Raw genomic sequence first — 20677 nt, 5'->3', positions numbered from 1 at the left:
ATCGCCCACAGCACCGCATCGGCGGTGGCGGCGGGCTGACCGGTGCTGAAATGCACGGGCCCGTCGGTGATGTCGTCGCCACCGAAACCGTCGGGCAGCACCGCGCGGTGGCCGGGATGCAACCGCACACCGGCGTCGGCCAGCGTCCGGCTGATCCGCTGCCACACCCGCGGATGATGCCCGGTGAGTGCCCGGTCGGCGGGAAAGTACAGCGAGATCTGCTTGTCCGGCCAGACCCGCGCGAGGTTGGCCGCGCTGCTCACCGCGGCCGCGCCGCCGCCGAGCACGGCGATCGACTGCGCCGCGGCGAGCCTTCGGTGCCGGTCCAGCAGATCGGCGCGCACCTCGTCGGCCGTCTGCAGGGCGGGGCGGCGCCAGAAGCCGTTGCTCACCCCGGTCGCGATCACCAGCACGTCGTAGGGTTCGGATGTGGTGACCTCATCGTCGGTGCTGACCAACACTTTTCGCGCATCGAGGTCGACGCCGGTCAGGCTGCCGTGGACGGTGCGCACACCGTCGAGGGCGCGCAGCCGGTCGAACGGCAGCCAGTAGTCGCGCGCCCAGTCCTGGGGTCTGCTGAGCCGGATCCCGAGTTCCTGCCCGCTGACCAGTCCGGGTTTGGCCGAGATGCCGACCACGTCGGCGTGCCGGGCCAGGCGCAGCGCGGTCAGGACCCCGCTGTCACCGAGTCCGGCGACGACCACCCTCGGCCGGTCGCCGATCGCACTGTCTTGCACCCGGCCACCCTAGCCACCGGGACGGCTGCCGACCTCCAGACCCGCGATCTCGGATTCGCCGTCGAAGATCACCCGGCCGAAGTCGGTGACCCGGCAGCGCAACCGGCCGGCCAGATGCTCGTAGTCGGTGTCGATGTTGCGCCGCTCGGCCGGCAGCGGCACCGGCAGGATGTGCGGTTCGAGATGCGTTCCGTCGCCGAATAACTCGACGCGGTAGCGCAAAGACGCCGCCTGGATGCGCCAGGTGCGGTTGCCGACCTCGGAGCGGATCCAGGCCGTCGGCGGCGTCAAGCGCACCACCTTCCTACCGATCCGCACGACGACACCGCCCACGTCGCTCTTGAGCGGGCCGAGCGCGAGCAGACCGCCCGAGAACGCGACGCAGACGTCGTCGTCACCGAAGTCGTGTGCCTGGCCCCACCACCACCGCTCGGGGAAGCCCGCGCCCCAGTTGCGTTCGGTGTAGAGCTTCGCGCCGTCGAAGTCCCAGCGGCCCTCATCGGATTCGACTGTGCCGCTGGCCGATCCGCCCAACCGGTACGGATGCCAGTACTGGTTGAGGAACGGCACCGCCGATGCGATCCCGCCGCCGGCCAGCGCCTTGGGCCAGCGGACCGGGGCGTCGAAACGCATGTCGACGTGCACGCCGGGCAGGTCGACGCGCAGCCGGTCGTAGGTCGCGTGGATCTGGCCGTCACCGGCGTCGAGCCGGAACGGGTTCGCGCCGGCACCGGCCGAGGGCAGCTCCGCGCTGTACACCCGGCCGCCGGGATGGGCCGCGACCGCGGTGGTCGCCCAGTCACCGTCGGGGTGCCTGTTGACGCTGAACAGCGCGATGACCGCGCGCCCCGAGGCGGCGTCGGTGAACCGCCAGAACCAGCCCTCCATCTCGGTGCCGTGCGAGGTCAGCGGATCGCTGAACGGCAGGTCGGCGCCGGTGCGGCGGTACAGGCCGGCGAACGGTCCGGCGACGAGGCGGGTGACGTCCCTGGTGGCGTCGAGAACGGTCATGCCCGCTACGTTGACGGTTCGGCGCGCGGGCAAACCACTCACGCCGGCGGTTGCAGCCGGACCCGGTACATGGCCGGCCAGTACTTGCCGGTCAGAAGGTACTCGTCGCCGTCGATGTGGGCGATGCCGTTGAGCACCCGTTCGCGGCTGCCGCCCTGTCCGGGCCACAGCCCGGTGGCGTCGACGACGGTGTTCACCTTGCCGGTCGCCGGGTCGATCCGCACGAGCATGTCGGTCTTCCACACGTTCGCCCAGACCTGGCCGTCGACGCATTCCAGCTCGTTGAGTTCGGTCAGCGGCTGCCCGTCTCGGGTGACGGTGACCGAGCCGGTCTCGGCGAATGTCGCGGGGTCGTGGAACCGCAGCCGGTCGGTGCCGTCGCTGCGGATCAGCCGGTCGTCGTCGCGGCACAGGCCCCAGCCCTCGCCGTCGACGGGGACCTCGCGCACCGGGGTGAGCGTGTTCTTGTCCCACTCCACCGCGACGCCGTCGCGCCAGGTCAGTTCCCAGATGCGGTCGTCGACGACGGTGATGCCCTCGCCGTAGTAGTCGTTGGGCGTCGGGGCCGATCGGCGGACCGCGCCGGTGGCCGGGTCGAGTTCGCGGATCTGCGACTTGCCCGCGATGCCGGTGCCCTCGTAGAGCGTCGGCCCGTCGAACTCCAGGCCCTGCGTCCAGGCGGTCGCGTCGTGCGGCATCTCGGCGAGCACCTCGGGTTTGATCACCGCGGGCCGGGACTCGGCCGTGCTGGTGTCGCTGACGGCCGGCGGCGGTGAGCCGCCGCATGCCGCGGCGGTGAGGGCGACGAGGGCGCCGAGCCAGGCGGCCGCGCGGCGGGGTGCGTCCATAGCGCTATGCCTACCGGATGGGGCTGTGAGCGTGCGCAGGTACCGCCAAAGCTCAACAGCGCGGCGCGCAGCTGGGCGAGGGTCCGCTATTCGGCGGTCAGGGCTTGACCGAGTCGATCGCGCGGTAGATCCGTTGTTCGCTGACCGGTCGCGGGGTGCCCAGTTGCTGGGCCCACAGGCTGACCCGCAACTCCTCGATCTGGCGGGCGATGTCGCGCACGTCGGCGGCCGCCGCGCGGGCCGGACTCAACGCCCGCACCAGGTCGTCGTAGGCGTCCTCGACCGCGTGCACCCGGTCCATCCGCTCGCGGTCGGCGGCCGGCCCGTGCGCAAGACGGTCGAGGCGCCTGCCGATCGCGATCAGGTAGCGGGTCAGATCGGCCAGGTGCGCGACGCCGGTGGCGGCGACGAAGCCCGTAGGCAGCAGCCTGTCGAGTTGCGCGCGGATGTCGGCGACCGCGTCGGTCTGCGCGGGCGGCGGGGTCACCGGCAGCGCGACCTGTACGTCGGTGGCCGCGGCGAGAACCTTCTCCACCCGCGCGACGACCCCGGCGGTGGTGGGCACCAGGTCGGCGGCGACGCGATCGCGCAGCGCGGTGAATTCGTCGCGGGTCCACACGGGTTTCGGGGCCAGCGCGTCGGTGGCGGCGTCGGCGCAGTCCTCGATCAGCGCCTGCAGCGATCCGTCGGGGTTGGTGGCCAGCAGCAGCCGTGCCCGCGTCTGCAGTTGCCGCTCAACGGCTTTCACCGGCGACGGGACCGACAGCCGCAGCAGCCGCCGCACGCCCGGGCCCATCGCGGCGGCCTGCTCGGCGACCGTCGGGAACACGTGCACGTCGACCGTCGCGCCGACGTCCACCAGCGCCGGGTACCCGCGGACGGTGTGCCCGCCGACGGTCCGCTCCACCGCCGGCGGCAGCGCGTCGAGGTCGTCGGGCCAGCCGCGCAGCCCGGTCCGGTCCAGTTCACCGGCGACCGCGTCGGCGACCGCGCGGCGCACCGGGGCGGCGAGATCGTGCTGCAGCGCCTCGAGGTCCTTGCCGCGGGCGATCTCGGTGCCGTCGGTGTTCTGGACGGCGAACGTGACGCGCAGGTGCGACGGCAGCTTGTCCAGATCGAACGCGTCGATCGGCACCAGAACCCCGGTGCGCCGGTGCAATTCGCGCTGGAGCCCCTCGAGCAGCGGCGCGTCACCGGGAGTCATGGCGGCCAGCACCGCCCGCGCGGTGTCGGGCGCGGGCACGAAGTTGCGGCGCAGATCCTTGGGCAGCGACTTGATCAGCGCGGTGACCAGTTCCTCGCGCAATGCCGGGACCTGCCAGGCGAACTCGTCGCCGCCGAGGCGGGCCAGCACCTCGACCGGCACGTGCACGGTGACGCCGTCGTCCTCGGCGCCGGGCTCGAACCGGTAGGTCAGCGGCAGCGACAGATCTCCGGCCTGCCAGGCGTCGGGTTGACCGTCGGCGCCGTCGGCGGTGCGCAGCAGATCGTCGCGGGTGAACGTCATCAGATCCGGTGTGCGGTGCCGCTGTTTCTTCCACCAGGCGTCGAAGTGGCGGGCCGAGACGACCTCGGCGGGCACCCGCGCGTCGTAGAACGCGAACACCTCCTCGTCGCCGACGAGCAGATCACGCCTGCGGGCCTTCTCCTCGAGCTCCTCGAGTTCGGTTCGCAGCCGGGCGTTGTCGCGGAAGAAGTGGTGGCGGGTCTGCCAGTCCCCCTCGACCAGGGCGTGCCGGATGAACAGGTCCCGCGACACCTCGGGGTCGACCTGCGCGTATCCGACGCGGCGGCGCGGCACCAGCGGCAGCCCGTACAGCGTGACCCGCTCGAAGGCCATCACCGCGCCGCGCTGCGCGTCCCAGTGCGGCTCGCTGTAGGTGCGCTGCACCAGGTCTCCCGCGATCCGCTCGACCATCTCGGGTTGGATCCGCGCCGCGGTCCGCCCGTACAACCGGCTGGTTTCGACGAGGTCGGCGACCACCACCCAGCGCGGCGGCCGTCGGGTCAGCACCGAGCCGGGCGCCAGCACGAACTTCGAGTTGCGCGCGCCCTGAAATTCGCGGGACTCGCCCTCGCGCAACCCGATGTGTGACAGCAGCCCGGCCAGCAGCGCGGCGTGCACACTGGCCGGGTCGGCGGGCTCGTCGGACGGGCCGGACTCCCGGATCCCCAGGTCCTTGGCGATGCTGCGCAACTGCCCGGTGAGGTCCTGCCACTCCCGGATCCGCAGATAGTGCAGAAACTCGTCGCGACACATCCGGCGAAACGCGTTGCCGGACAGCTCGGCTCGCTGCTCACGCAGGTACCGCCAGAGGTTGAGATAGGAGATGAAGTCGGAGTGCTCGTCGGCGAACCGGGCGTGCTGCTGCCGCGCGGCCTCCTCCCGGTCGGTGGGCCGCTCGCGCGGGTCGGGGATCGACAGCGCGGCGGCCAGCACCAGGATCTCGCGCACGCAGCCTTCGGTGTCGGCCTGCAGGATCATCCGGCCCAACCGCGGGTCGACCGGCAGCTGGGCCAGCCGTCGTCCCACCGCGGTGATCGCCGCATGCGCGTCGAACGCGCCGAGCTCCTGCAGCAGTTGCACACCGTCGCGGATGCTGCGCCGCTCCGGCGGGTCCAGGAACGGAAACGATTCGATGTCGCCCAGTCCGAGCGCGGCCATCTGCAGGATCACCGCGGCCAGGTTGGTGCGCAGGATCTCGGGGTCGGTGTAGCGGGGCCGCGCGGCGAAATCCTCTTCGGAGTACAACCGGATGCACACGCCCGGCGCGGTGCGGCCCGACCGGCCGGCCCGCTGCGCGGCCGAGGCCTGCGAGATCGGCTCGATCGGCAGCCGCTGCACCTTGGTTCTGCGACTGTAGCGCGAGATGCGCGCGGTGCCGGGGTCGACGACGTAGCGGATCCCGGGCACCGTCAGCGATGTCTCGGCGACGTTGGTGGCCAGCACGATTCGCCGTCGCGCCCGGCTGGGCGAGAACACCCGCTGCTGTTCGGCGGTCGGCAGCCGGGCGTAGAGCGGCAGCACCTCGGTGCCGGCGTCGACGAGCCCGCTCAACGCCTGGGCGGTGTCACGGATCTCGCGTTCTCCCGACAGGAAGACCAGCACGTCGCCGGGCGGTTCGTTCTCCAGTTCGCCGATCGCGTCGATGATCGCCTCGGTCTGGTCGCGCATTTCGGTACGCACCACGTCATGGTCGGGATCGTCGGGATCGTCGGCCTCATCGGTGACGACGGCGACTTCCAGTGGGCGGTAACGGATCTCGACGGGGTAGGTGCGGCCCGACACCTCGACGATCGGCGCACCCCCGAAGTGCTGGGCGAACCGCTCGGGCTCGATCGTCGCCGACGTGACGATCACCTTGAGGTCTGGCCGTCGCGGCAGGAGCTCGCGCAGGTAGCCGAGCAGGAAGTCGACGTTGAGGCTGCGCTCGTGGGCCTCGTCGATGATCAGCGTGTCGTAGCGCAGCAGCCGGCGGTCCCGCTGGATCTCGGCCAGCAGGATCCCGTCGGTCATCAGCTTGACCAGAGTGCGGTCGCTGACCTGGTCGGTGAATCGCACGGTGTAGCCGATGGTCTCGCCCAGCGGGCTGCCCAGTTCGTCGGCGATGCGCTGGGCGACGGTGCGCGCGGCCAGCCGGCGCGGCTGGGTGTGGCCGATCGTGCCGCGCACGCCGCGGCCGAGTTCGAGGCAGATCTTGGGCAGCTGGGTGGTCTTGCCCGACCCGGTCTCGCCGGCGACGATGACGACCTGGTGGTCGCGGACGGCCGCGGCGATCTCGTCGCGACGGTCGCTGACCGGCAGGTCGGGGTAGGTGATCTGCGGGACGGCGGCCGTCCTGGTCGCCACCACTGCTCGGGCCGCGGCGATCTGGTCGGCGAGCTTGCCCAGCTCGTCCGGGCCCGCGCCGCGCAGCTGTTTGAGACGCCTACCGAACCGGGCCGCGTCGCGGATCGTCAGATCGTCGAGGCGGCTGCGCAGCTCGGCGACGGACGGATCGGACACCGGAGCCAGGATAGGCGTCCGGTCACGGGGCCTGCAGGTCAGCGTCCTCGGTGGCGGGGTCCGCCGCGGTGCCGGTCCAGTTCGCGAGCAGCCGCAGCGCGGTCTCCGACGGCGAGCCCGGCTCGACGGTGTAGATGCACAGCGTCTGGTCCTCGTCGCCGAGCACCGCGACGCTCTCGTAGTTGACCGTCACCTCGCCGACCAGCGGGTGGCGGTAGCGCTTGACGCCGTGGGTGCGTTCGCGCACGTTGTGGTCGGCCCACCAGCGGCGGAACTCGTCGCTCTTGACGGCCAGTTCACCGACGAGCTCGGTCAGCAGCGGGTCGTCGGGATGCCTGCCGGCGTCCAGGCGCAGGATCGCGACGTTGTCGCGGGCCACGTCCTCCCAGTCGGGAACACGTCGCGCGACGACTCGTCGAGGAACGTGTAGCGCATCAGGTTCCGCTCGCGCGGCGGCAACGCGTCGAAGTCACCCATCAGCGCACGGGCCAACCGGTTCGCCGCCAGCATGTCCATCCGCCTGCCGAACACGAACGCCGGTGCCACGTCGTCGAGCGTCTCCAGCACCCGGCGCACCCCCGGCCGCACCCGCTGCACCGGCGCGGGTGCCCGCCGCTTCGCGCGGCGGTTGGTGGCGCGGGCGATCTGGAACAGATACGACCGCTCGACGCTGTCCAGGCGCAGCGCCCGCGCGACCGCGTCGAGCACCTCGTCGGAGACGTTGAGATGCCTGCCCTGCTCGAGCCGGCTGTAGTAGTCCACGCTCACCCCGGCCAGCTGGGCGACCTCTTCGCGGCGCAACCCCGGCACCCGTCGCACCCGGCCGGTGCCACCGATCTCGACGTCCTCGACGCGCAGCCTCGCTCGGCGGGTGCGCAGGAACTCCTTGAGTTCGGCGTTGTGGTCCATCTCTTTCAGTGTGGATCCATTCGCGCGCGCGTGCGCCGCATACGTGGACCTGCCAGACCTAGGTTGCCCGGACCGAGGCGCAGCGGGGCTCGATTTGGCGGCTGACGAGGCCGCGGCGCGCTGTTGTCTGGAGTACGCGGCACCACCGTCGCGACGAAATCACGAAGGAGAATTCCGCATGACATCGATCCAGACTTTCCCGCTCGCCGGCCGCGTCGCCGTGGTGACCGGCGCCTCCAGCGGGATCGGCGCCGCCACCGCCAGGCGGCTCGCCGCCGCCGGCGCGAAGGTCGCGGTGCTGGCCCGCCGGGCCGACCGCCTCGACGCGCTCGTCGACGAGATCCGGCGGGCCGGCGGCACCGCTATCGCGCTGGGGGTCGACGTGACCGACGCCGCCGCCGTGCATGCCGCCGCCGATCGGGTGGCCGAGGAACTCGGTCAGGTCGACGTGTTGTTCAACAACGCCGGCGTGATGCTGCCGGCCCCGGTCGACGGTGTGCCCGCCCACCAGTGGCAGCAGCAGATCGACCTGAACGTCACGGGGTTGATGAACGGGATCGGCGCGTTCGTTCCGCAGCTGATCAAGTCGGCCGCCGACAAGGGTGTCGCCGATCTGGTCAACACGTCGTCGATCGCGGCGCAGAACATCTTCCCGAACTTCGCGGTCTACTCCGGGACCAAGGCGTTCGTCACCCACATGTCGCGCACGCTGCGCGCCGAACTGGGCGCCAAGGACATTCGGGTCTCGACGATCGAGCCGGGGATGGTGGCGACCGAGCTGCAGGACCACGTCACCGACGCCGGTGTGCACGAGTGGCTCAACGGCGCCCGCAGTCAGTTCGACTGGCTGGCACCGGCTGATGTCGCCGAGGCGGTCACCTTCCTGGTGTCCCAGCCGGCGCGGGTGAACGTCCAGCAGCTGACGCTCATGCCGACCCGCCAGGCGTCCTGACCGCGGCCCCCGGATGAGCGAAGTCGTCGCGGGCGGATTCGACCTCCTGGCAGAGGCGTTCGGCGTCGGTGTACAGCGCGCCGTAGATGCCCCACTGCGCGGGTCGGTCCAGCCTGCGGCCTTCGACGTGCTCGGTCAGTTCGTCGAGGGCGGCCCGGCAGCGCCGGGCCTCCTCGGCGAGGGGCTCGCCGGCCGACTCGGTGTCGGGCAGGGCGCCCAGCCGCTCGACCGCGTCGCGCACCGCGGCCAGCAGCACGCCGTAGCGGCGCAGGAACTCGTCCTGCCCCGCCCGCGGGCCACCGTTGACTTCCACCGCCCGGGCCAGCCCGACGGCCACCGGTTGCAGCTGTCCGGCGATCCGCTCGAGCGCCTGGATGGTCCAGCGGTGCCCGGCGACACCGGGCCGGCGGCGCACGAGCAGCCGGCGCGGGTTGAACCGCGAGGTGCGTTCGGCGTGGTCGACGGTGTGGCGGGCCTGTGCGGCCCTGCCCGGCAGCTCGTCGGCGCGCCACCGCCAGTCCCGGCCGGCGTCGGTGTCCGGGGTGTCGGGGGCGCTGAGACCGTCGGCCATGTCCGACAGCACCTCGGCCAGGGACCCGCTCAGCGAGTCGACGGCGTAGTCGGCGCTGCGGTAGCGCAGCGGCGGCGCGATCAGCAACGTCACGGCCAGCGCGACCGACGCCCCCAGCAGCACCATGCCCGCGATCTGCGGGAGCGGGCTGCCCTGCAGCTCGCCGCTACCGGGCAGCGCGAACGTGCCGTAGGCGAAGATCGCGGCGACCGCGACGTTGACGCCCTGGCTGCCGAGCCGGTGCCACCGCCCGATCAGCAGGGCCACCACCAGCATCGACGGGAACAGCCACAGCGGCACACCCCACAGCCACACCGCCCCGCCGACCAGCGCGACCCCGGTCAGCATCGCCGCCGTGTAGCGGACGGCCTTGGCCACGGAGTCGGCGACGGTCAGATCGATCAGCATCAGCGCGGAGAACGCCGCGAACGTGGCGTAGCGGGCCTCGAACACCCAGGTCGCCAGGACCCAGGCGATGGTACAGGCGATGACGGACTTGACCAGGGTGAGCACCGCTTCGCGGTCCATCCGCAAGCGGCTCAGGGATCGACTCACCACGGTGACGAGATTGCCGGCCACCTGATCCGGCCTTCCCGATTCGCCCGGACCTAATCCTCAGTGGGTGTCGGGCGCCCAGTAGTCCAGCATCTCGGCGAACGTCTCGAACGCCGGGTTGGACACCCCGTAGGTGGCTTCGAGATGGATGCTCAGCGGGAAGCCGAGGTCGGCGACGCCGTCGATGACCCGCTTGTACAGGTCGAGCATCAGCTTGCGCTTCTCGACCGGGTCGGTGCCTGCGAGCCGTTTGACGAATTCCTGTTCCTCGGCGACGGCGGCGTTGCCGGGATCCTGGATGAGCCAGTTGATCAGCCCGACGTTGGCCTCCATCTTCGGCACGAAACCGAACGACAGCAGGATCTCGGGCCGGTGGTCACACGACTGCGCGAAGTCGCGCAGGTATCCGACGATCGCATCGGAGTACAGCAGCTGCGTCATCCCGTAGGTGGCGCCCTGGTCGCACTTGAAGCGGAAGCGGCCCTGCTCACCGTCGCGGGTCGGGATCAGGATGGCGCCGCGGTTGGGGACCAGGTCGGAGTAGAGCGACAACGCGTCGGTCGGCGCCACGCCGGAGCCTTCGCCGTCGCTCATCGTGCGGGGCACCCCGACGAACGCGATGCCGTCGAACCCGGCGCTGGAGAGCTCGGTGAGCCGCTGCCGCAGCGCGACCTCGTCGAGGAACGCGGTGACCTGGGTGCACAGCCCGTTCATCGCGCCGAGTTCGGGCCGGATGATGTTCCAGAAGTCGAGGACGTCCATCTTCGGCTTCATCTCGATCGGCCGGTCGTCGTCCTCTTCGATCATGCCGGGGATCATCACGTGCCGGATCCGGCCGGTCAGACCGGAATCGGCTGAACAGCGCAGCACCTTCTGCGCATCTTCCAGCGCCTGCTCGCGGCCGCGCTCAACGTTGGGCGGCACGAGCTCGAGCGCGATGGTGTTCAGCGTCACCGTGCGGCTCCTCAATCGACGATTTCTTCTTCCGCGCGGCGATCCGCGACGGGTACATGATGACCCGAGTCCTGCGAATCCGCGCTGCTCCCCCCCGGGAGCCTCACCATACAGACCGAAGCCGTGGACTCGGACATCGCTGTGCGCGACGAGGTGTCGGCGACGATGCCAGCGACCTCACAGCGTTCGGGCACCTCCCTTTCGATTTCGGTTGATACCAACGGATCCCATGACATGCCTACGACCGACCGGACGACAGGGCCTCGACACCGCCGAAGGTGTCCTCATCGCGCTCCGCCGCTGCACCAGTGACGAAGCGTTCCGCGAGATCATCTGGGCCGCCGAACATCACCGGGTACCGGTGTTCGCGTTGGCCGATGCCCTGGTCACCGCGGCGAGCGGAAGTCCGACCGCGGACGGTGCGGCCCGCTCGGCCGTCGTCGCCCAATGGGGTGCGCTGTTGGCCGGACCGGCTCGGACCGGGGGCTGACCGGCCGCTCGTACTGTGGATGGGGTGAATGCCGCACCCACCACCGTCGAGATCGGTGACCGTTTCGCCCGTGAGCTGCCCGAGTTGGCGGTGTCCTGGCGGGCCGAAGCCGCGCCGGCGCCGACGCTGCTCGTGCTCAACGACGAACTGGCCGGCGACCTCGGCTTCGACCCGGACTGGCTACGCGGGCCCGACGGCGTGCAGCTGCTGCTCGGCACGCAGGTCCCGGCGGGTGCGACACCGGTCGCGCAGGCCTACGCCGGACACCAGTTCGGCGGGTACGTGCCGCGTCTCGGCGACGGCCGGGCGCTGCTGCTCGGCGAACTCACCGCGGCCGACGGCACGCTGCGCGACCTGGCGCTGAAGGGTTCGGGCGCCACCCCGTTCGCGCGCGGCGGCGACGGGCTGGCCGCGGTCGGGCCGATGCTGCGCGAATACATCGTCAGTGAGGCCATGCACGCGCTCGGTGTGCCGACCACCCGCTCGCTCGCGGTGGTCGCGACCGGGCGGCAGGTGCAGCGCGAGACGCCGCTGCCCGGCGCGGTGCTGGCCCGGGTGGCGAGCAGCCACCTGCGCGTCGGGACGTTCCAGTACGCCGCCAACTCCGCCGATGTGGACGTGCTTCGCCGGCTGGCCGACCACGCGATCGCGCGGCACCACCCGGGCGCCGCGTCGGCGGGCAACCCGTACCTCGCGCTGTTCGAGGCCGTTGTCGGCGTGCAGGCCGAGCTGGTCGCGAAGTGGATGCTGGTCGGGTTCGTGCACGGGGTGATGAACACCGACAACATGACGATTTCCGGCGAGACCATCGACTACGGCCCGTGCGCGTTCATGGAGGCCTACGACCCGGAGACGGTGTTCAGCTCGATCGACTCGTGGGGCCGCTACGCCTACGGCAGCCAGCCGTCGGTCGCGGTGTGGAACCTGGCCCGGCTCGCCGAGTCGCTGCTGCCGCTGCTCGCCGAGGACCAGCAGCAGGCGATCGCGCTCGCCGAGGGCAGCCTCGGCGGCTTCACCGCCAGGTTCCAGGACGCGCTGGCCGACGGGATGCGCGCCAAGCTGGGGCTGGCCGCCGACACCCCGGACGAGGTCGCGGTGCCGCTGATGAACGATCTGATCGCGCAGTTGCACCAGAGCCACGTGGATTTCACGTCGTTCTTCCGGGCGCTGGGCCACGGCGCGCGCGGGGACGACGAACCGGCGCGGGGGCTGTTCCTCGACCTCGCCGCGTTCGACGCGTGGCTGGCGCGCTGGCACGGGCTCAACCCGGACGCCGACGCGATGGACCGCGCCAACCCGGTCTACATTCCGCGCAACCATCTGGTCGAGGAGGCGTTGACCGCCGCGACGGCCGGTGACCTGCAGCCGCTGCACCGGCTGCTGGAGGCCGTGACCGCGCCCTACGACGAGCGGCCGGGGTTCGAGCGCTACGCCGAGCCGGCGCCCGAGGACTTCGGGAAGTACCGAACCTTCTGTGGGACGTGACCGCGGGCCCATACACTTCTGCGCATGACTTCGGTGCGCACGACACTGCGACGGTCACTGGTCGCGGGGCTTTTCGCGGCGGCGCTGACGACCGCACCGCTGCCGGCGGTCATCGCCGCGGCCCAGCCGGGGAACTGCTGCTGCCCGCCCGGGCAGACCGGGGTCGTCTACGGGTGCGCGTCGTTCTGCGTCGACGGTAAGGCGCTGGACACCAGCACCGGGCTGTGCGTGGCGGCGCCGCCGCCGTATCCGCACCCGCCGGTGACCTGAGCGGGCCGCGCTACTGCAGGCTGGTCCGCAGCAGCTCCCACGCCAGGTGGCGGGTTTCGGCCGCCCGTTCGTAGAGCAGCCGCTGCGCGGCGGGCACCGCGTTCGGGTCGGGGTCGTGACCGTCGACCACCGCGACGTGGATGTCCTCGGCGACCTGCATCGCCGTCAGCACCGCCTCGTTGATCCGGATCAGCGCCCGGTGCAGCCGGTCGTCGGCGATCAGCACCTGCGCGTTGGCCAGCTCGACCGCGAAGTCCTTCACCACCTGCGCGATCTGCTCGAAGATCGGGCCCATGGCGGCTTCGCGTTCGTCGCGGTCGGGCAGCGTCAGGATCCGCGCGCCCTCGTTCCACAGCGTGCCGAGCAGGTGGGTGTGGGTGCCGACCGCGCGCGACACCTCGGCGACGGCCAGCTTCTGCTGCTGGGCCAGCAGCTGCGCGCGCTCCGTGCGGGCCAGTTCGCGGTGCGCCTTTAGCTCCGCGCGCGACACGTTGCGGTGCGCCTCGAGTTCGGCGCGTGAGAGTTCGCGCTGCGCCTCCATCTCGGTCTCGTGCAGCGACCGCATCATCGCCAGCTGACGCGCGGCGCGGACGTCGGCGGCGGCCAGTTCGGCGCGCAGCCGCTCGTCCGCCTCGGCGGCCTTACGTGCGGCCTGACGTGTGACGACGGTGGTCTGCCACAGCGTCACCAGCACCATCGTGAAGACCGCGGCGCCGAAGAACCACTGTGCGCGCGAGCCGCTTTCGCCGGGGCTGAACAGGATCAGCCAGCCCAGCAGCAGGATCGCCACCGCCGAGCCGGCGAGCCACGCGTAGATTTGCTGACGGTCCCGCGGCGCGCGTGCCGCGCCGGACGTCGGTTGTGCCACCAATTCATCAGTGGCGCTTGCCTTTTCGTCGTCCGGCGCGGGTGATCCCGATTCGGTCATGTCGGCCTCCCCGTTTCGTCCCGCGACACCCCGTGCCGATGTACCCGGCCTCGCATGACGCTAACCTCGATGCGGTGCGCGCGTCGACCCGCACCCACGAAATGCCTTGCGAGAGAATCGAGAGCCGATGGAAGCCCCGCCCGAAGGTGAATCGTCCGTCATCGTCAGCCTCTCGGAGGCCGCGATGCACATGTACACCGCGGCGATCGACGCGCTGCCTGCGCCCGACGACGACACCTTCCATCAGCGCGCCGACATCGTGCTGTCCGGGCTGCGGAAGCTGCGCGGCGGGCTGACCGAGGCGGCCGGCCGCAGCCGCTCGACGGCCAGCGTGATCGTCGCGCTCAGCGATGTGCGCCGCCGCTACGACACGCTGATGGCGCGGGCCGCGGCGGCGCCAGGCGCCGGGCTCGGCCAGCAGCTGTACGCGGCGCGGGTGAGCGCGCGGCTGTCGGCGCAGGAGGTCGCCAACGGGGCGGGTCTGCGCCCGGACCTGATCGACGACCTCGAAGCCGGTGAGATCCCCACCGAGGACGAGGCCGCGAAAGTCCGGGGCCTGATCACCGCGCTCGGCGGCGTGCCCACCGTCGCGCATGCCGAGGTGCCCGACGGGCCCGAGGATCCCCAGGAGGGGGCCGAGGAGATCGACCCTGAGGTGCTGCTCGACGACGACGTGGTCGAGTCCGTTTCCAGCGAAGGTTGACCGGCCGCAACTCGAGATCGGTGCGGCGGCAACGGTGGCGCGGGTCAGCGGTCGAGTTCGCCGGCGATGCCGCGTTCGACGGCGGCCCGGACGCGTTCGGGCAGCACGATCAGCCCGTCGAGTTCCCGCTGGGCCAGCGTGTAGCCGCGTTCGCGTTCCTGCGGGGTGGCCGCAGCGTCGGTGGCGACCCGCAGCATGCTCTGCGCGCGGCCGATCCGCTGCTGCTCCTCGGCGCTGAAGTCGTTGCGGCGCCGCCGGATCGCCTCGCTCTCCGCGGCGTCGAACGCGGTGACGTAGTCGGTGACCGCGTCGATGTACTCGCGGGCCGCGTCGGGGTCCTCAACCAGGGCTTCGGCCTTGGCCGGCCGCAGCATGTCGGCGCGCAGCTTGGTGCGGTGGAACCGCTCGGTGAGCGGGTCGCGCATGTCGGTCATCAGCGGGAAGTCGAGCAGCTTGGCGATGTCGAGTTCGTACTCCAGCCAGCGGGTGTCGGTGCTGTCGTGCGCCCTGACCGCGCGGGCGATCGCCTGCCACTGCACCCCGGGGCCCGGCCGCGGCGGCGCTTCGGTTTCCGGCCGTTGCGGGACGCCGTCCTGGCGCGCGCGGACCGCCGAGACGGCGCGCCACCCGCCGTACAGCACACCGGCGAGCGGGACGAGCAGCAGCAGCAGCTCGACCAGCCGGATGATCAGCCCCATGCAGCCAGGATGCCATCGCCCGGGTTGTGCTGAATTTTGCCGCCAGGGCTGTGGTCGCGGCGTGCGCACAGCCCTGGACGCAAAAATGGCCGGCTCAGTCGCGCGGGCCGTACGCCCGGGCGATGTCGGGCGAGTCCAGCCAACCTTCGTAGGTCGGTCGCTGGGGCCACCCGGCTGGCGAGTCCTGCCACTGCTCCTGACGGCCCCACGGCAGCAGGTCGATCAGCGCGAACGAGTGGCTGAGCTGTTCGGTGCCGCGGCCGTTGGTGTGCCAGGTGCGGTAGACGGCGTCTTCTCCCGACGGACCCGGCGCTTTCAGGAACACGTTGACCGCGAAGCCCCCGCCGGGCGGGGCGTCGACGTCGGCGCCGAACGAGCTCTGCGACGACGAGTACCAGTCCATCGTGTTGCCGACCTTGGTGCGGTAGGCGAGCGCCTCCTCGATCGGGCCGTTGGTGACGATGACGAAGCGGGCGTCGTAGTTGTCGAGGAACTCCAGGCGGGTGAACTGGGAGGTGAAGCCGGTGCAGCCGCCGCACTGCCACTCGGCGCCGTCGGTCCACATGTGGTGGTAGGTGATCAGCTGCGAGCGGCCTTCGAACACGTCGGCCAGCCGCACCGGGCCGTGTTCGCCGATCAGCGTGTAGTCGGGCAGCCGCACCATCGGCAGCCGTCGGCGCTGCGCGGCGATCGCGTCGAGTTCGCGGGTGGCGGCCTTCTCGCGGACGCGCAGTTCGTCGAGCGCCGCGCGCCAGCTCTGTTGGTCGACGACGGGTGGTAGGGCGGCGGGTTCGGTGGTGACGGACATGGTCCTCCTCCTGCGGGTGTGTGCGCTTGCAGGTTCAGACCGGCTCAGCCCGGCGAACTCATCGTCAGCTCTTCTTCTTACCGCCGCCGGAGTTCTTGCCGCCCTTCTTGGATGCACTGGGCGTGTTGGCGATCGCCGCCGCGCGCGACTTGCTCATGCCTTTCTCGCGCAGGCCCTCGTACTGCTTGTCGTTCTTGATGCTCGACCCGTGGTCCTTAGCCATCACAGCCTCCTAGCCATCGTGATCATGCTGTGCATCAAGTACCCGCGAGCGGGCATGTCTGCACATGACACGCCGCGGATCTTCGGCAGTTCGTGCACGCTCGCGCCGCCGTGAATGTGCGCAAAGGACGGTCAACTGCCGGGGCCCCGATAAGGTCGACGCGCGGCAGCCGACCGCGGACGGAGGAGCATGCGCGAACCGACCGACGACGTGTGGGAGACGCTGGCCACCGCACGGGCCATCCGCCGGTTCACCTGTGAACCGGTCGACGACGCCACGCTGGACCGCTGCCTGCAGGCCGCGACCTGGGCCCCGAACGGCGCCAACGCGCAGCTGTGGCGATTCGTCGTGCTGGACTCACCCGAACAGCGGGCCGTCGTCGCCGAAGCCGCCCGGCTGGCGCTGCGATCGATCGAGACCATCTACGGCATGAGCCGCCCCGCCGACGACGACCACAGCCGCGCCGCGCGCAACAACCGGGCCACCTACGAACTGCACGACCGCGCCGGTGAACTGACCTCGGTGCTGTTCACCGCGTTCCGAAACGAGTTCTCCTCGGAGTTCCTACAGGGCGGGTCGATCTTCCCGGCGATGCAGAACTTCTACCTGGCGGCCCGCGCGCAGGGCCTCGGCGCCTGCTTCACCAGCTGGGCCTCCTATGACGGTGAGGCGCTGCTCCGCGAAGCCGTCGGAGTGCCCGGCGAGTGGGTGCTGGCCGGCCACGTCGTGGTGGGCTGGCCCCGCGGCAGGCACGGCCCGGTGCGCCGCCGCCCGATCGACGACGTGGTGTTCCGCAACCACTGGGACGCCGCCCGCAGCGACATCATCTACGGCGCCGGCGCCCGCAAGCGTTAAGGTCAGACCGCCACCGACACCCGGGAATGCAACCACGCGGCCACGTTGCGGACGTAGTCCTTGAACACCACCAGCCGCGACGGGTCCTCCCTGACCTGCGAACCGGGCCGCTCGGTCACGAACGACGGTGCCCCGCAATCGATGTCCCAGTTGTAATCGGCGAAGTGGTGGAACGTCGACTCGGCCACCGCGCGGCCCATCGGCATGCCGTCCGAGCCGCGCTCACCGTCGATCACGACGGCGAGGTTGAACACCCGGCCTGTGGTGGCGCTGCGCCCCTGGGCCAGCACCGCGGCTTCGGGCACCCCGGCGGTCGACACCAGGCCCTCGTGCGGATGCGCCGGGAACCACTCGATGCGCCCGCTGGCGGTCCGGTCGGTGCGCAACAGTTCGTGCACCCGCTCCGGTACCAACACCTGCTGGTAGTCGCCGTTGGCGCCGGAATGGTAGTTCGGCCACGAGATGGTGGGCGTGTCGACGTCGTCGCACATCGTCGCGGGATCCACGCTGGCGTCGTGGAATTCGTTGACCAGTCCGAGTGAGCCGAGCTGGTTCAGGCAGCAGCCGAGATCCTGGTGGTCGCGCGCGGTCAACACCCCGCCCCCGTTGCACCGGAACCGCGCGATCGCCGCGGCGTCGGCGGGGGTGAGCCCGTCGCCGACGTCGACCGCCATCAGCCACAGCTGATCGAAACCGAGTTCGTCGACGCGGCTGAGCACCGGGTCCTCGCCGGCGACCCGGTCGCGGGCGACCACGTCGTGCCCCGCCGCCCGCAGTTCGGCGGCCAGCAGCGAGAACCGGGAGATGTCCCAGTCGTCGGGATTTCGTCCGATCGTGGTCTGCAACAGTATCTTCGACATCACCTTCACTCCTGTTCAGCATCGATGGGCACCCGCAGATGCTTGCGTGCCTCGAGTTCGTCGTCGTCGACGAGGACCAGCATCGGCCGGCCCGGCACGCAGAGCATCGTCACCGTGAATCGGCAACGCACGTCGTCGCGGTTGTTGGCATCCGAGTAGTGGATGACGTCACCACCGGGTTCCCAGAACGCCTCTCCGGCGCGCACGACGCGCGGCGGCTGTCCCTCGAGCTCGAACAGCATCTCGCCTTCCACCACGTAGCCGAACGCGGGACCGCCCGGATGGCGGTGCGGCGGGGCGCCCGCGCTGCCCGGCGGGTAGTCGATGACGACGGTCATCGCATGCGCCTGTTCGGGTATGAACGGCGGGCTGACCTCCTGCAGCACGGTGAGTGAGTTCTCCCACGACGGGTCATATTTCGTCATTGCCGACCTCTTTCGCTGTAGTTGTTCAGACCGCCGAGCCGCCACCGTCGGCGTGCAGCACCGATCCGGTGATGAAGCTGGCGCGTGGCGAGGCGAGGAACAGCACGGCTTCGGCGATCTCCTGCGGCCGCGCGGTGCGCCCGAGAGGTAGGGCGCGGCCCAGTTCCTCGTTGGTCTCGCCCCACTCGGCCTCCACGCCTTCGGTTTTCGTGGGCCCGGGCGCGACGCTGTTGACGCGGACACCGCCGGCGCCGAACTCGGCGGCCCAGGTGCGGGTCAGCGATTCGACCGCCGCTTTGGAGGCGCTGTACACACCGGCGCCCGGGACACCCTTGCGCGCGACCATCGTCGTCACGTTGATGATCGAGCCGTGACCGCGCCCCAGCATCCCCGGCGCCAGGCCGGCTGCCAGGAAGTACAGACCGCGGACGTTGGTGTCGAAAGTCCGCTCGTAGGCGTCGATCTGCTGGTCGACGGTGAGCGCGGCGGGAAAGTTGGCCGCGTTGTTGACCAGGATGTCGATCTCGCCGGCCTCGTCGAGCAGAGCCCGCACCGACGCCATGTCCGACAGGTCGGCCTGCACGAAACGCACGCTCCCGCCGATGCCCGCGGCGGCCTGCTTGCCGCGTTCGGCGTCGCGTCCGGTGATGACGACCGTCGCGCCTTCTCGTGCGAACAGCCGCGCGCAGGCCAACCCGATGCCTGCGGTGCCGCCGGTGATCAGTGCGGTCTTGTATGCCAATTCCATTGGTGCTCTTTCCTTGCTATGCGATTGCTGATTCGGCGGGTTCGGTGTAGCGGTGCGCCAGGGCGATGCGTAACCGCGCTCTGGCGCGCGAGATTCGTGACATCACGGTTCCGATCGGGATGTCGAGGATCGCCGCGGTCTCGGCGTACGTGTAGCCCTCGACGTCGGCGTAGTAGAGCACCTCGCGGAAGCCGTCGGGCATCGCGGCCATCGCGACGCGGACCCGGTCGTCGGGCAGGACGTCGAGCACCTCGGCCTCCGCTGACGGGGTGCAACCCCGGTCGGTGTTGCCGACGAGGTCGCGCTCGGTCAGCGCGTCGGCCGAAACCTCGGACACCCGGCGCTGTTTGGCGCGGTAGCAGCTCACCCACCGGTTGTAGAGGATGCGGAACAGCCAGGCCTTGAGGTTGCTGCCCTGCTTGAACGACGCGAATCCGGCGTAGGCGTGCAGCAGCGCGTCCTGCAGCAGGTCCTCGGCGTCGGCGTCGTTGCGGGTCAGCCGTCGCGCGCCGCGCGCCAGCACGTCGAACAGCGGCTCGGCCTCGCGGGCGAACCTGGCGGCCAGCTCACGGTCCGGGATCGCGGTGGGAAGGGTGGTGACGGTCATGATTCCTCGATTCCTCTGCGCCCGGGTGCTCAACGGACGGTGGCCGGTGAATGCTCGGCGAGCCGGCCGCCGAACGCGGTGCGGTGGATCTCGTGACCGAGCGCGGCGACAACGCCGCTCCCGATGAGCCCGGTGTCACCGATGACGAAAACCTTCATGACGATCCTCCCGTTTCTGCTGGTGAAGCCCATCTCGGGGCTGACACCACCTACATTTGCGGGTGCGGCGCAGAAGCGGACCCTTGAGAATCCGTAGTCCGTGGTCCGTAGTCGGTGGTCCCGGGTCAGTGGCCCCCTGACCCGTAGCCACCCGGGGCGCTAGTCGATGAACGACACCGTCTCCTCGAGCGGGGCCCGCCCGGTACGGATGAAGCTGACCCCGGGGTCCTCGTAGCCGATCGACATACCGCAGAACAGCATCAGGTCCTCGGGCGGGTTCACCGTGTCGTCGACGGTCTTGCGGACCTGCGACCACGCCATCTGGGGGCAGCTGTGCAGACCCTCGGCCCGCAGGAGCAGCATCACGGTCTGCAGGTACATGCCGACGTCGGCCCACTGCGGCCGGCCCAGGTTGCGGTCGATATAGCAGAACAGCACCGCGGGCGCGCCGAAGCACTCCCAGTTCGCGATTGCCGCGCGCTGCCGGGCCTCCCAGTCCTCGCGTTCGATGCCCAGTGCGCTGTAGCGTTCCTTGCCGAACTGGGAGCGGCGCTCGGCGTACGGCGACTTGAGGTCGCGCGGGTACATCTCGAACTCGCGCTCATCCCAGGGGTCGCCGGCGGCGACCCGGTCGGTGGCGAGCTTCTTGAGCCGCTCCAGCGGCTCCCCGGTCACCACGTAGATGCGCCACGGCTGCAGGTTTCCTCCCGACGGCGCCCACGCCGCGGCCGCCAGCACCCGCTCGAGCGCATCCATCGGGACGGGCTCGTCGATGAAGCCGCGCACCGCGCGCCTGCTCGCCACCGCGTCGTAAACGTTCATCGTCGCCTGCCTTTCGTTTTCCGGAGCCTTTCGGCTGGTGCTTCCAGCTTCCCG

Annotated in this window: 22 protein-coding genes and 1 pseudogene; 6 read left to right on the top strand and 17 right to left on the bottom strand. The window is 70.8% G+C overall.

Annotated elements, in window-relative coordinates; genetic code table 11:
• From BHQ18_RS14725 to BHQ18_RS14705, 5 genes and pseudogenes are all read right to left on the bottom strand, one after another.
• On the bottom strand, positions 1-737 hold a 737-nt coding region (locus BHQ18_RS14725), incomplete at its 3' end, for an FAD-dependent oxidoreductase (RefSeq protein ID WP_234794179.1).
• Between the two features lie 9 nt (positions 738-746).
• On the bottom strand, positions 747-1748 hold the full coding sequence (locus BHQ18_RS14720; RefSeq protein WP_084294068.1) for a tocopherol cyclase family protein: 1002 nt from the start codon (positions 1746-1748) through the stop codon (positions 747-749).
• 38 nt (positions 1749-1786) lie between these two features.
• Positions 1787-2596 (bottom strand): glutaminyl-peptide cyclotransferase, encoded by an 810-nt coding sequence (locus BHQ18_RS14715; protein ID WP_069414346.1) that lies wholly within the window; start codon positions 2594-2596, stop codon positions 1787-1789.
• Between the two features lie 97 nt (positions 2597-2693).
• Entirely contained in the window at positions 2694-6602 is a 3909-nt protein-coding gene (gene hrpA / locus BHQ18_RS14710; protein ID WP_069414345.1) for an ATP-dependent RNA helicase HrpA, read from the bottom strand.
• A 22-nt stretch (positions 6603-6624) separates the two neighbouring features.
• Positions 6625-7511: pseudogene (locus BHQ18_RS14705) on the bottom strand (helix-turn-helix domain-containing protein).
• Positions 7512-7689: 178 nt separating this feature from the next.
• Between BHQ18_RS14705 and BHQ18_RS14700 the strand changes: the two are divergent.
• Positions 7690-8463, top strand: a complete 774-nt coding sequence (locus BHQ18_RS14700; protein ID WP_069414344.1) for an SDR family oxidoreductase — start codon at positions 7690-7692, stop codon at positions 8461-8463.
• On the opposite strand, the gene BHQ18_RS14695 is transcribed toward BHQ18_RS14700, so the two are convergent.
• Both BHQ18_RS14695 and BHQ18_RS14690 read right to left on the bottom strand, forming a co-directional pair.
• Positions 8438-9592, bottom strand: a complete 1155-nt coding sequence (locus BHQ18_RS14695; RefSeq protein WP_131815690.1) for an aromatic acid exporter family protein — start codon at positions 9590-9592, stop codon at positions 8438-8440. The genes BHQ18_RS14700 and BHQ18_RS14695 overlap by 26 nt on opposite strands.
• A 57-nt stretch (positions 9593-9649) precedes the next feature.
• The gene (locus tag BHQ18_RS14690) at positions 9650-10543 is read right to left on the bottom strand and encodes a mycobacterial-type methylenetetrahydrofolate reductase (protein ID WP_069414342.1); all 894 of its coding nucleotides are present in this window, start codon (positions 10541-10543) and stop codon (positions 9650-9652) included.
• Between the two features lie 229 nt (positions 10544-10772).
• Between BHQ18_RS14690 and BHQ18_RS14685 the strand changes: the two genes are divergently transcribed.
• Genes BHQ18_RS14685 through BHQ18_RS14675 form a run of 3 tightly spaced genes read left to right on the top strand, consistent with a single transcriptional unit; the run spans position 10773 to position 12788 of the window.
• Positions 10773-11033 (top strand): ANTAR domain-containing protein, encoded by a 261-nt coding sequence (locus BHQ18_RS14685; RefSeq protein WP_069414341.1) that lies wholly within the window; start codon positions 10773-10775, stop codon positions 11031-11033.
• A 24-nt stretch (positions 11034-11057) separates the two neighbouring features.
• Positions 11058-12518: a protein adenylyltransferase SelO gene (locus BHQ18_RS14680; protein ID WP_069414340.1), complete on the top strand. Its 1461-nt coding sequence runs from the start codon at positions 11058-11060 to the stop codon at positions 12516-12518.
• A gap of 24 nt (positions 12519-12542) precedes the next feature.
• Complete coding sequence (locus tag BHQ18_RS14675; protein ID WP_069414339.1) at positions 12543-12788, top strand: hypothetical protein; 246 nt, start codon at positions 12543-12545, stop codon at positions 12786-12788.
• A 10-nt stretch (positions 12789-12798) separates the two neighbouring features.
• Here the strand turns inward: BHQ18_RS14675 and BHQ18_RS14670 are convergent, their stop codons facing one another.
• Complete coding sequence (locus BHQ18_RS14670) at positions 12799-13716, bottom strand: hypothetical protein (protein WP_234794178.1); 918 nt, start codon at positions 13714-13716, stop codon at positions 12799-12801.
• 127 nt (positions 13717-13843) lie between these two features.
• Here BHQ18_RS14670 and BHQ18_RS14665 point away from each other — a divergent pair, with 127 nt between their 5' ends.
• Positions 13844-14419, top strand: coding sequence for a RodZ family helix-turn-helix domain-containing protein (locus tag BHQ18_RS14665; RefSeq protein ID WP_069414338.1), 576 nt, complete (start codon positions 13844-13846; stop codon positions 14417-14419).
• 44 nt (positions 14420-14463) lie between these two features.
• Here the strand turns inward: BHQ18_RS14665 and BHQ18_RS14660 are convergent, their stop codons facing one another.
• The 3 genes from BHQ18_RS14660 to BHQ18_RS30135 all read right to left on the bottom strand — a co-directional run bounded on the left by BHQ18_RS14660 (position 14464) and on the right by BHQ18_RS30135 (position 16148).
• Positions 14464-15117, bottom strand: a complete 654-nt coding sequence (locus BHQ18_RS14660; protein WP_069414337.1) for a hypothetical protein — start codon at positions 15115-15117, stop codon at positions 14464-14466.
• 94 nt (positions 15118-15211) lie between these two features.
• Positions 15212-15925 carry a DUF899 domain-containing protein gene (locus BHQ18_RS14655; protein ID WP_069414336.1) on the bottom strand — a complete coding sequence of 238 codons (714 nt, stop codon included), beginning with the start codon at positions 15923-15925 and terminating at the stop codon, positions 15212-15214.
• Positions 15926-15989: 64 nt separating this feature from the next.
• Entirely contained in the window at positions 15990-16148 is a 159-nt protein-coding gene (locus tag BHQ18_RS30135; protein ID WP_165614564.1) for a DUF7218 family protein, read from the bottom strand.
• Between the two features lie 189 nt (positions 16149-16337).
• On the opposite strand from BHQ18_RS30135, the gene BHQ18_RS14650 reads away from it, so the two are divergent.
• Positions 16338-17003: a nitroreductase family protein gene (locus BHQ18_RS14650; RefSeq protein ID WP_069414335.1), complete on the top strand. Its 666-nt coding sequence runs from the start codon at positions 16338-16340 to the stop codon at positions 17001-17003.
• A gap of 2 nt (positions 17004-17005) precedes the next feature.
• Here BHQ18_RS14650 and BHQ18_RS14645 read toward each other — a convergent pair whose 3' ends face one another.
• The 6 genes from BHQ18_RS14645 to BHQ18_RS14625 all read right to left on the bottom strand — a co-directional run bounded on the left by BHQ18_RS14645 (position 17006) and on the right by BHQ18_RS14625 (position 20623).
• On the bottom strand, positions 17006-17863 hold the full coding sequence (locus tag BHQ18_RS14645; protein ID WP_069414377.1) for a hypothetical protein: 858 nt from the start codon (positions 17861-17863) through the stop codon (positions 17006-17008).
• Positions 17864-17868: 5 nt separating this feature from the next.
• Positions 17869-18288 carry a cupin domain-containing protein gene (locus BHQ18_RS14640; protein ID WP_069414334.1) on the bottom strand — a complete coding sequence of 140 codons (420 nt, stop codon included), beginning with the start codon at positions 18286-18288 and terminating at the stop codon, positions 17869-17871.
• Between the two features lie 25 nt (positions 18289-18313).
• Complete coding sequence (locus BHQ18_RS14635) at positions 18314-19036, bottom strand: SDR family NAD(P)-dependent oxidoreductase (protein WP_069414333.1); 723 nt, start codon at positions 19034-19036, stop codon at positions 18314-18316.
• Between the two features lie 16 nt (positions 19037-19052).
• Positions 19053-19643 carry a sigma-70 family RNA polymerase sigma factor gene (locus BHQ18_RS14630; protein ID WP_069414332.1) on the bottom strand — a complete coding sequence of 197 codons (591 nt, stop codon included), beginning with the start codon at positions 19641-19643 and terminating at the stop codon, positions 19053-19055.
• A gap of 29 nt (positions 19644-19672) precedes the next feature.
• Positions 19673-19801, bottom strand: a complete 129-nt coding sequence (locus tag BHQ18_RS30760; protein WP_264010270.1) for a hypothetical protein — start codon at positions 19799-19801, stop codon at positions 19673-19675.
• Between the two features lie 159 nt (positions 19802-19960).
• Positions 19961-20623 carry a nitroreductase gene (locus BHQ18_RS14625; protein ID WP_069414331.1) on the bottom strand — a complete coding sequence of 221 codons (663 nt, stop codon included), beginning with the start codon at positions 20621-20623 and terminating at the stop codon, positions 19961-19963.
• Positions 20624-20677 lie beyond the last annotated feature (54 nt).

The organism is Mycolicibacterium flavescens (assembly GCF_001722335.1).
Taxonomy (GTDB): domain Bacteria; phylum Actinomycetota; class Actinomycetes; order Mycobacteriales; family Mycobacteriaceae; genus Mycobacterium; species Mycobacterium flavescens.
Note: the sequence above shows the minus strand (reverse complement) of the source record. Positions and strands in the feature narration are given on the sequence as shown.

Excerpts from the sequence above, each read along its gene's own strand:
- BHQ18_RS14720 (WP_084294068.1), bottom strand. The coding sequence starts at position 1,748 with ATGACCGTTCTCGACGCCACCAGGGACGTCACCCGCCTCGTCGCCGGA.
- BHQ18_RS14715 (WP_069414346.1), bottom strand. The coding sequence starts at position 2,596 with ATGGACGCACCCCGCCGCGCGGCCGCCTGGCTCGGCGCCCTCGTCGCC.
- BHQ18_RS14700 (WP_069414344.1), top strand. The coding sequence starts at position 7,690 with ATGACATCGATCCAGACTTTCCCGCTCGCCGGCCGCGTCGCCGTGGTG.
- BHQ18_RS14685 (WP_069414341.1), top strand. The coding sequence starts at position 10,773 with ATGACATGCCTACGACCGACCGGACGACAGGGCCTCGACACCGCCGAA.
- BHQ18_RS14675 (WP_069414339.1), top strand. The coding sequence starts at position 12,543 with ATGACTTCGGTGCGCACGACACTGCGACGGTCACTGGTCGCGGGGCTT.
- BHQ18_RS14670 (WP_234794178.1), bottom strand. The coding sequence starts at position 13,716 with ATGACCGAATCGGGATCACCCGCGCCGGACGACGAAAAGGCAAGCGCC.
- BHQ18_RS14665 (WP_069414338.1), top strand. The coding sequence starts at position 13,844 with ATGGAAGCCCCGCCCGAAGGTGAATCGTCCGTCATCGTCAGCCTCTCG.
- BHQ18_RS14660 (WP_069414337.1), bottom strand. The coding sequence starts at position 15,117 with ATGGGGCTGATCATCCGGCTGGTCGAGCTGCTGCTGCTGCTCGTCCCG.
- BHQ18_RS14655 (WP_069414336.1), bottom strand. The coding sequence starts at position 15,925 with ATGTCCGTCACCACCGAACCCGCCGCCCTACCACCCGTCGTCGACCAA.
- BHQ18_RS30135 (WP_165614564.1), bottom strand. The coding sequence starts at position 16,148 with ATGGCTAAGGACCACGGGTCGAGCATCAAGAACGACAAGCAGTACGAG.
- BHQ18_RS14650 (WP_069414335.1), top strand. The coding sequence starts at position 16,338 with ATGCGCGAACCGACCGACGACGTGTGGGAGACGCTGGCCACCGCACGG.
- BHQ18_RS14645 (WP_069414377.1), bottom strand. The coding sequence starts at position 17,863 with ATGTCGAAGATACTGTTGCAGACCACGATCGGACGAAATCCCGACGAC.
- BHQ18_RS14640 (WP_069414334.1), bottom strand. The coding sequence starts at position 18,288 with ATGACGAAATATGACCCGTCGTGGGAGAACTCACTCACCGTGCTGCAG.
- BHQ18_RS14635 (WP_069414333.1), bottom strand. The coding sequence starts at position 19,036 with ATGGAATTGGCATACAAGACCGCACTGATCACCGGCGGCACCGCAGGC.
- BHQ18_RS14630 (WP_069414332.1), bottom strand. The coding sequence starts at position 19,643 with ATGACCGTCACCACCCTTCCCACCGCGATCCCGGACCGTGAGCTGGCC.
- BHQ18_RS30760 (WP_264010270.1), bottom strand. The coding sequence starts at position 19,801 with ATGAAGGTTTTCGTCATCGGTGACACCGGGCTCATCGGGAGCGGCGTT.
- BHQ18_RS14625 (WP_069414331.1), bottom strand. The coding sequence starts at position 20,623 with ATGAACGTTTACGACGCGGTGGCGAGCAGGCGCGCGGTGCGCGGCTTC.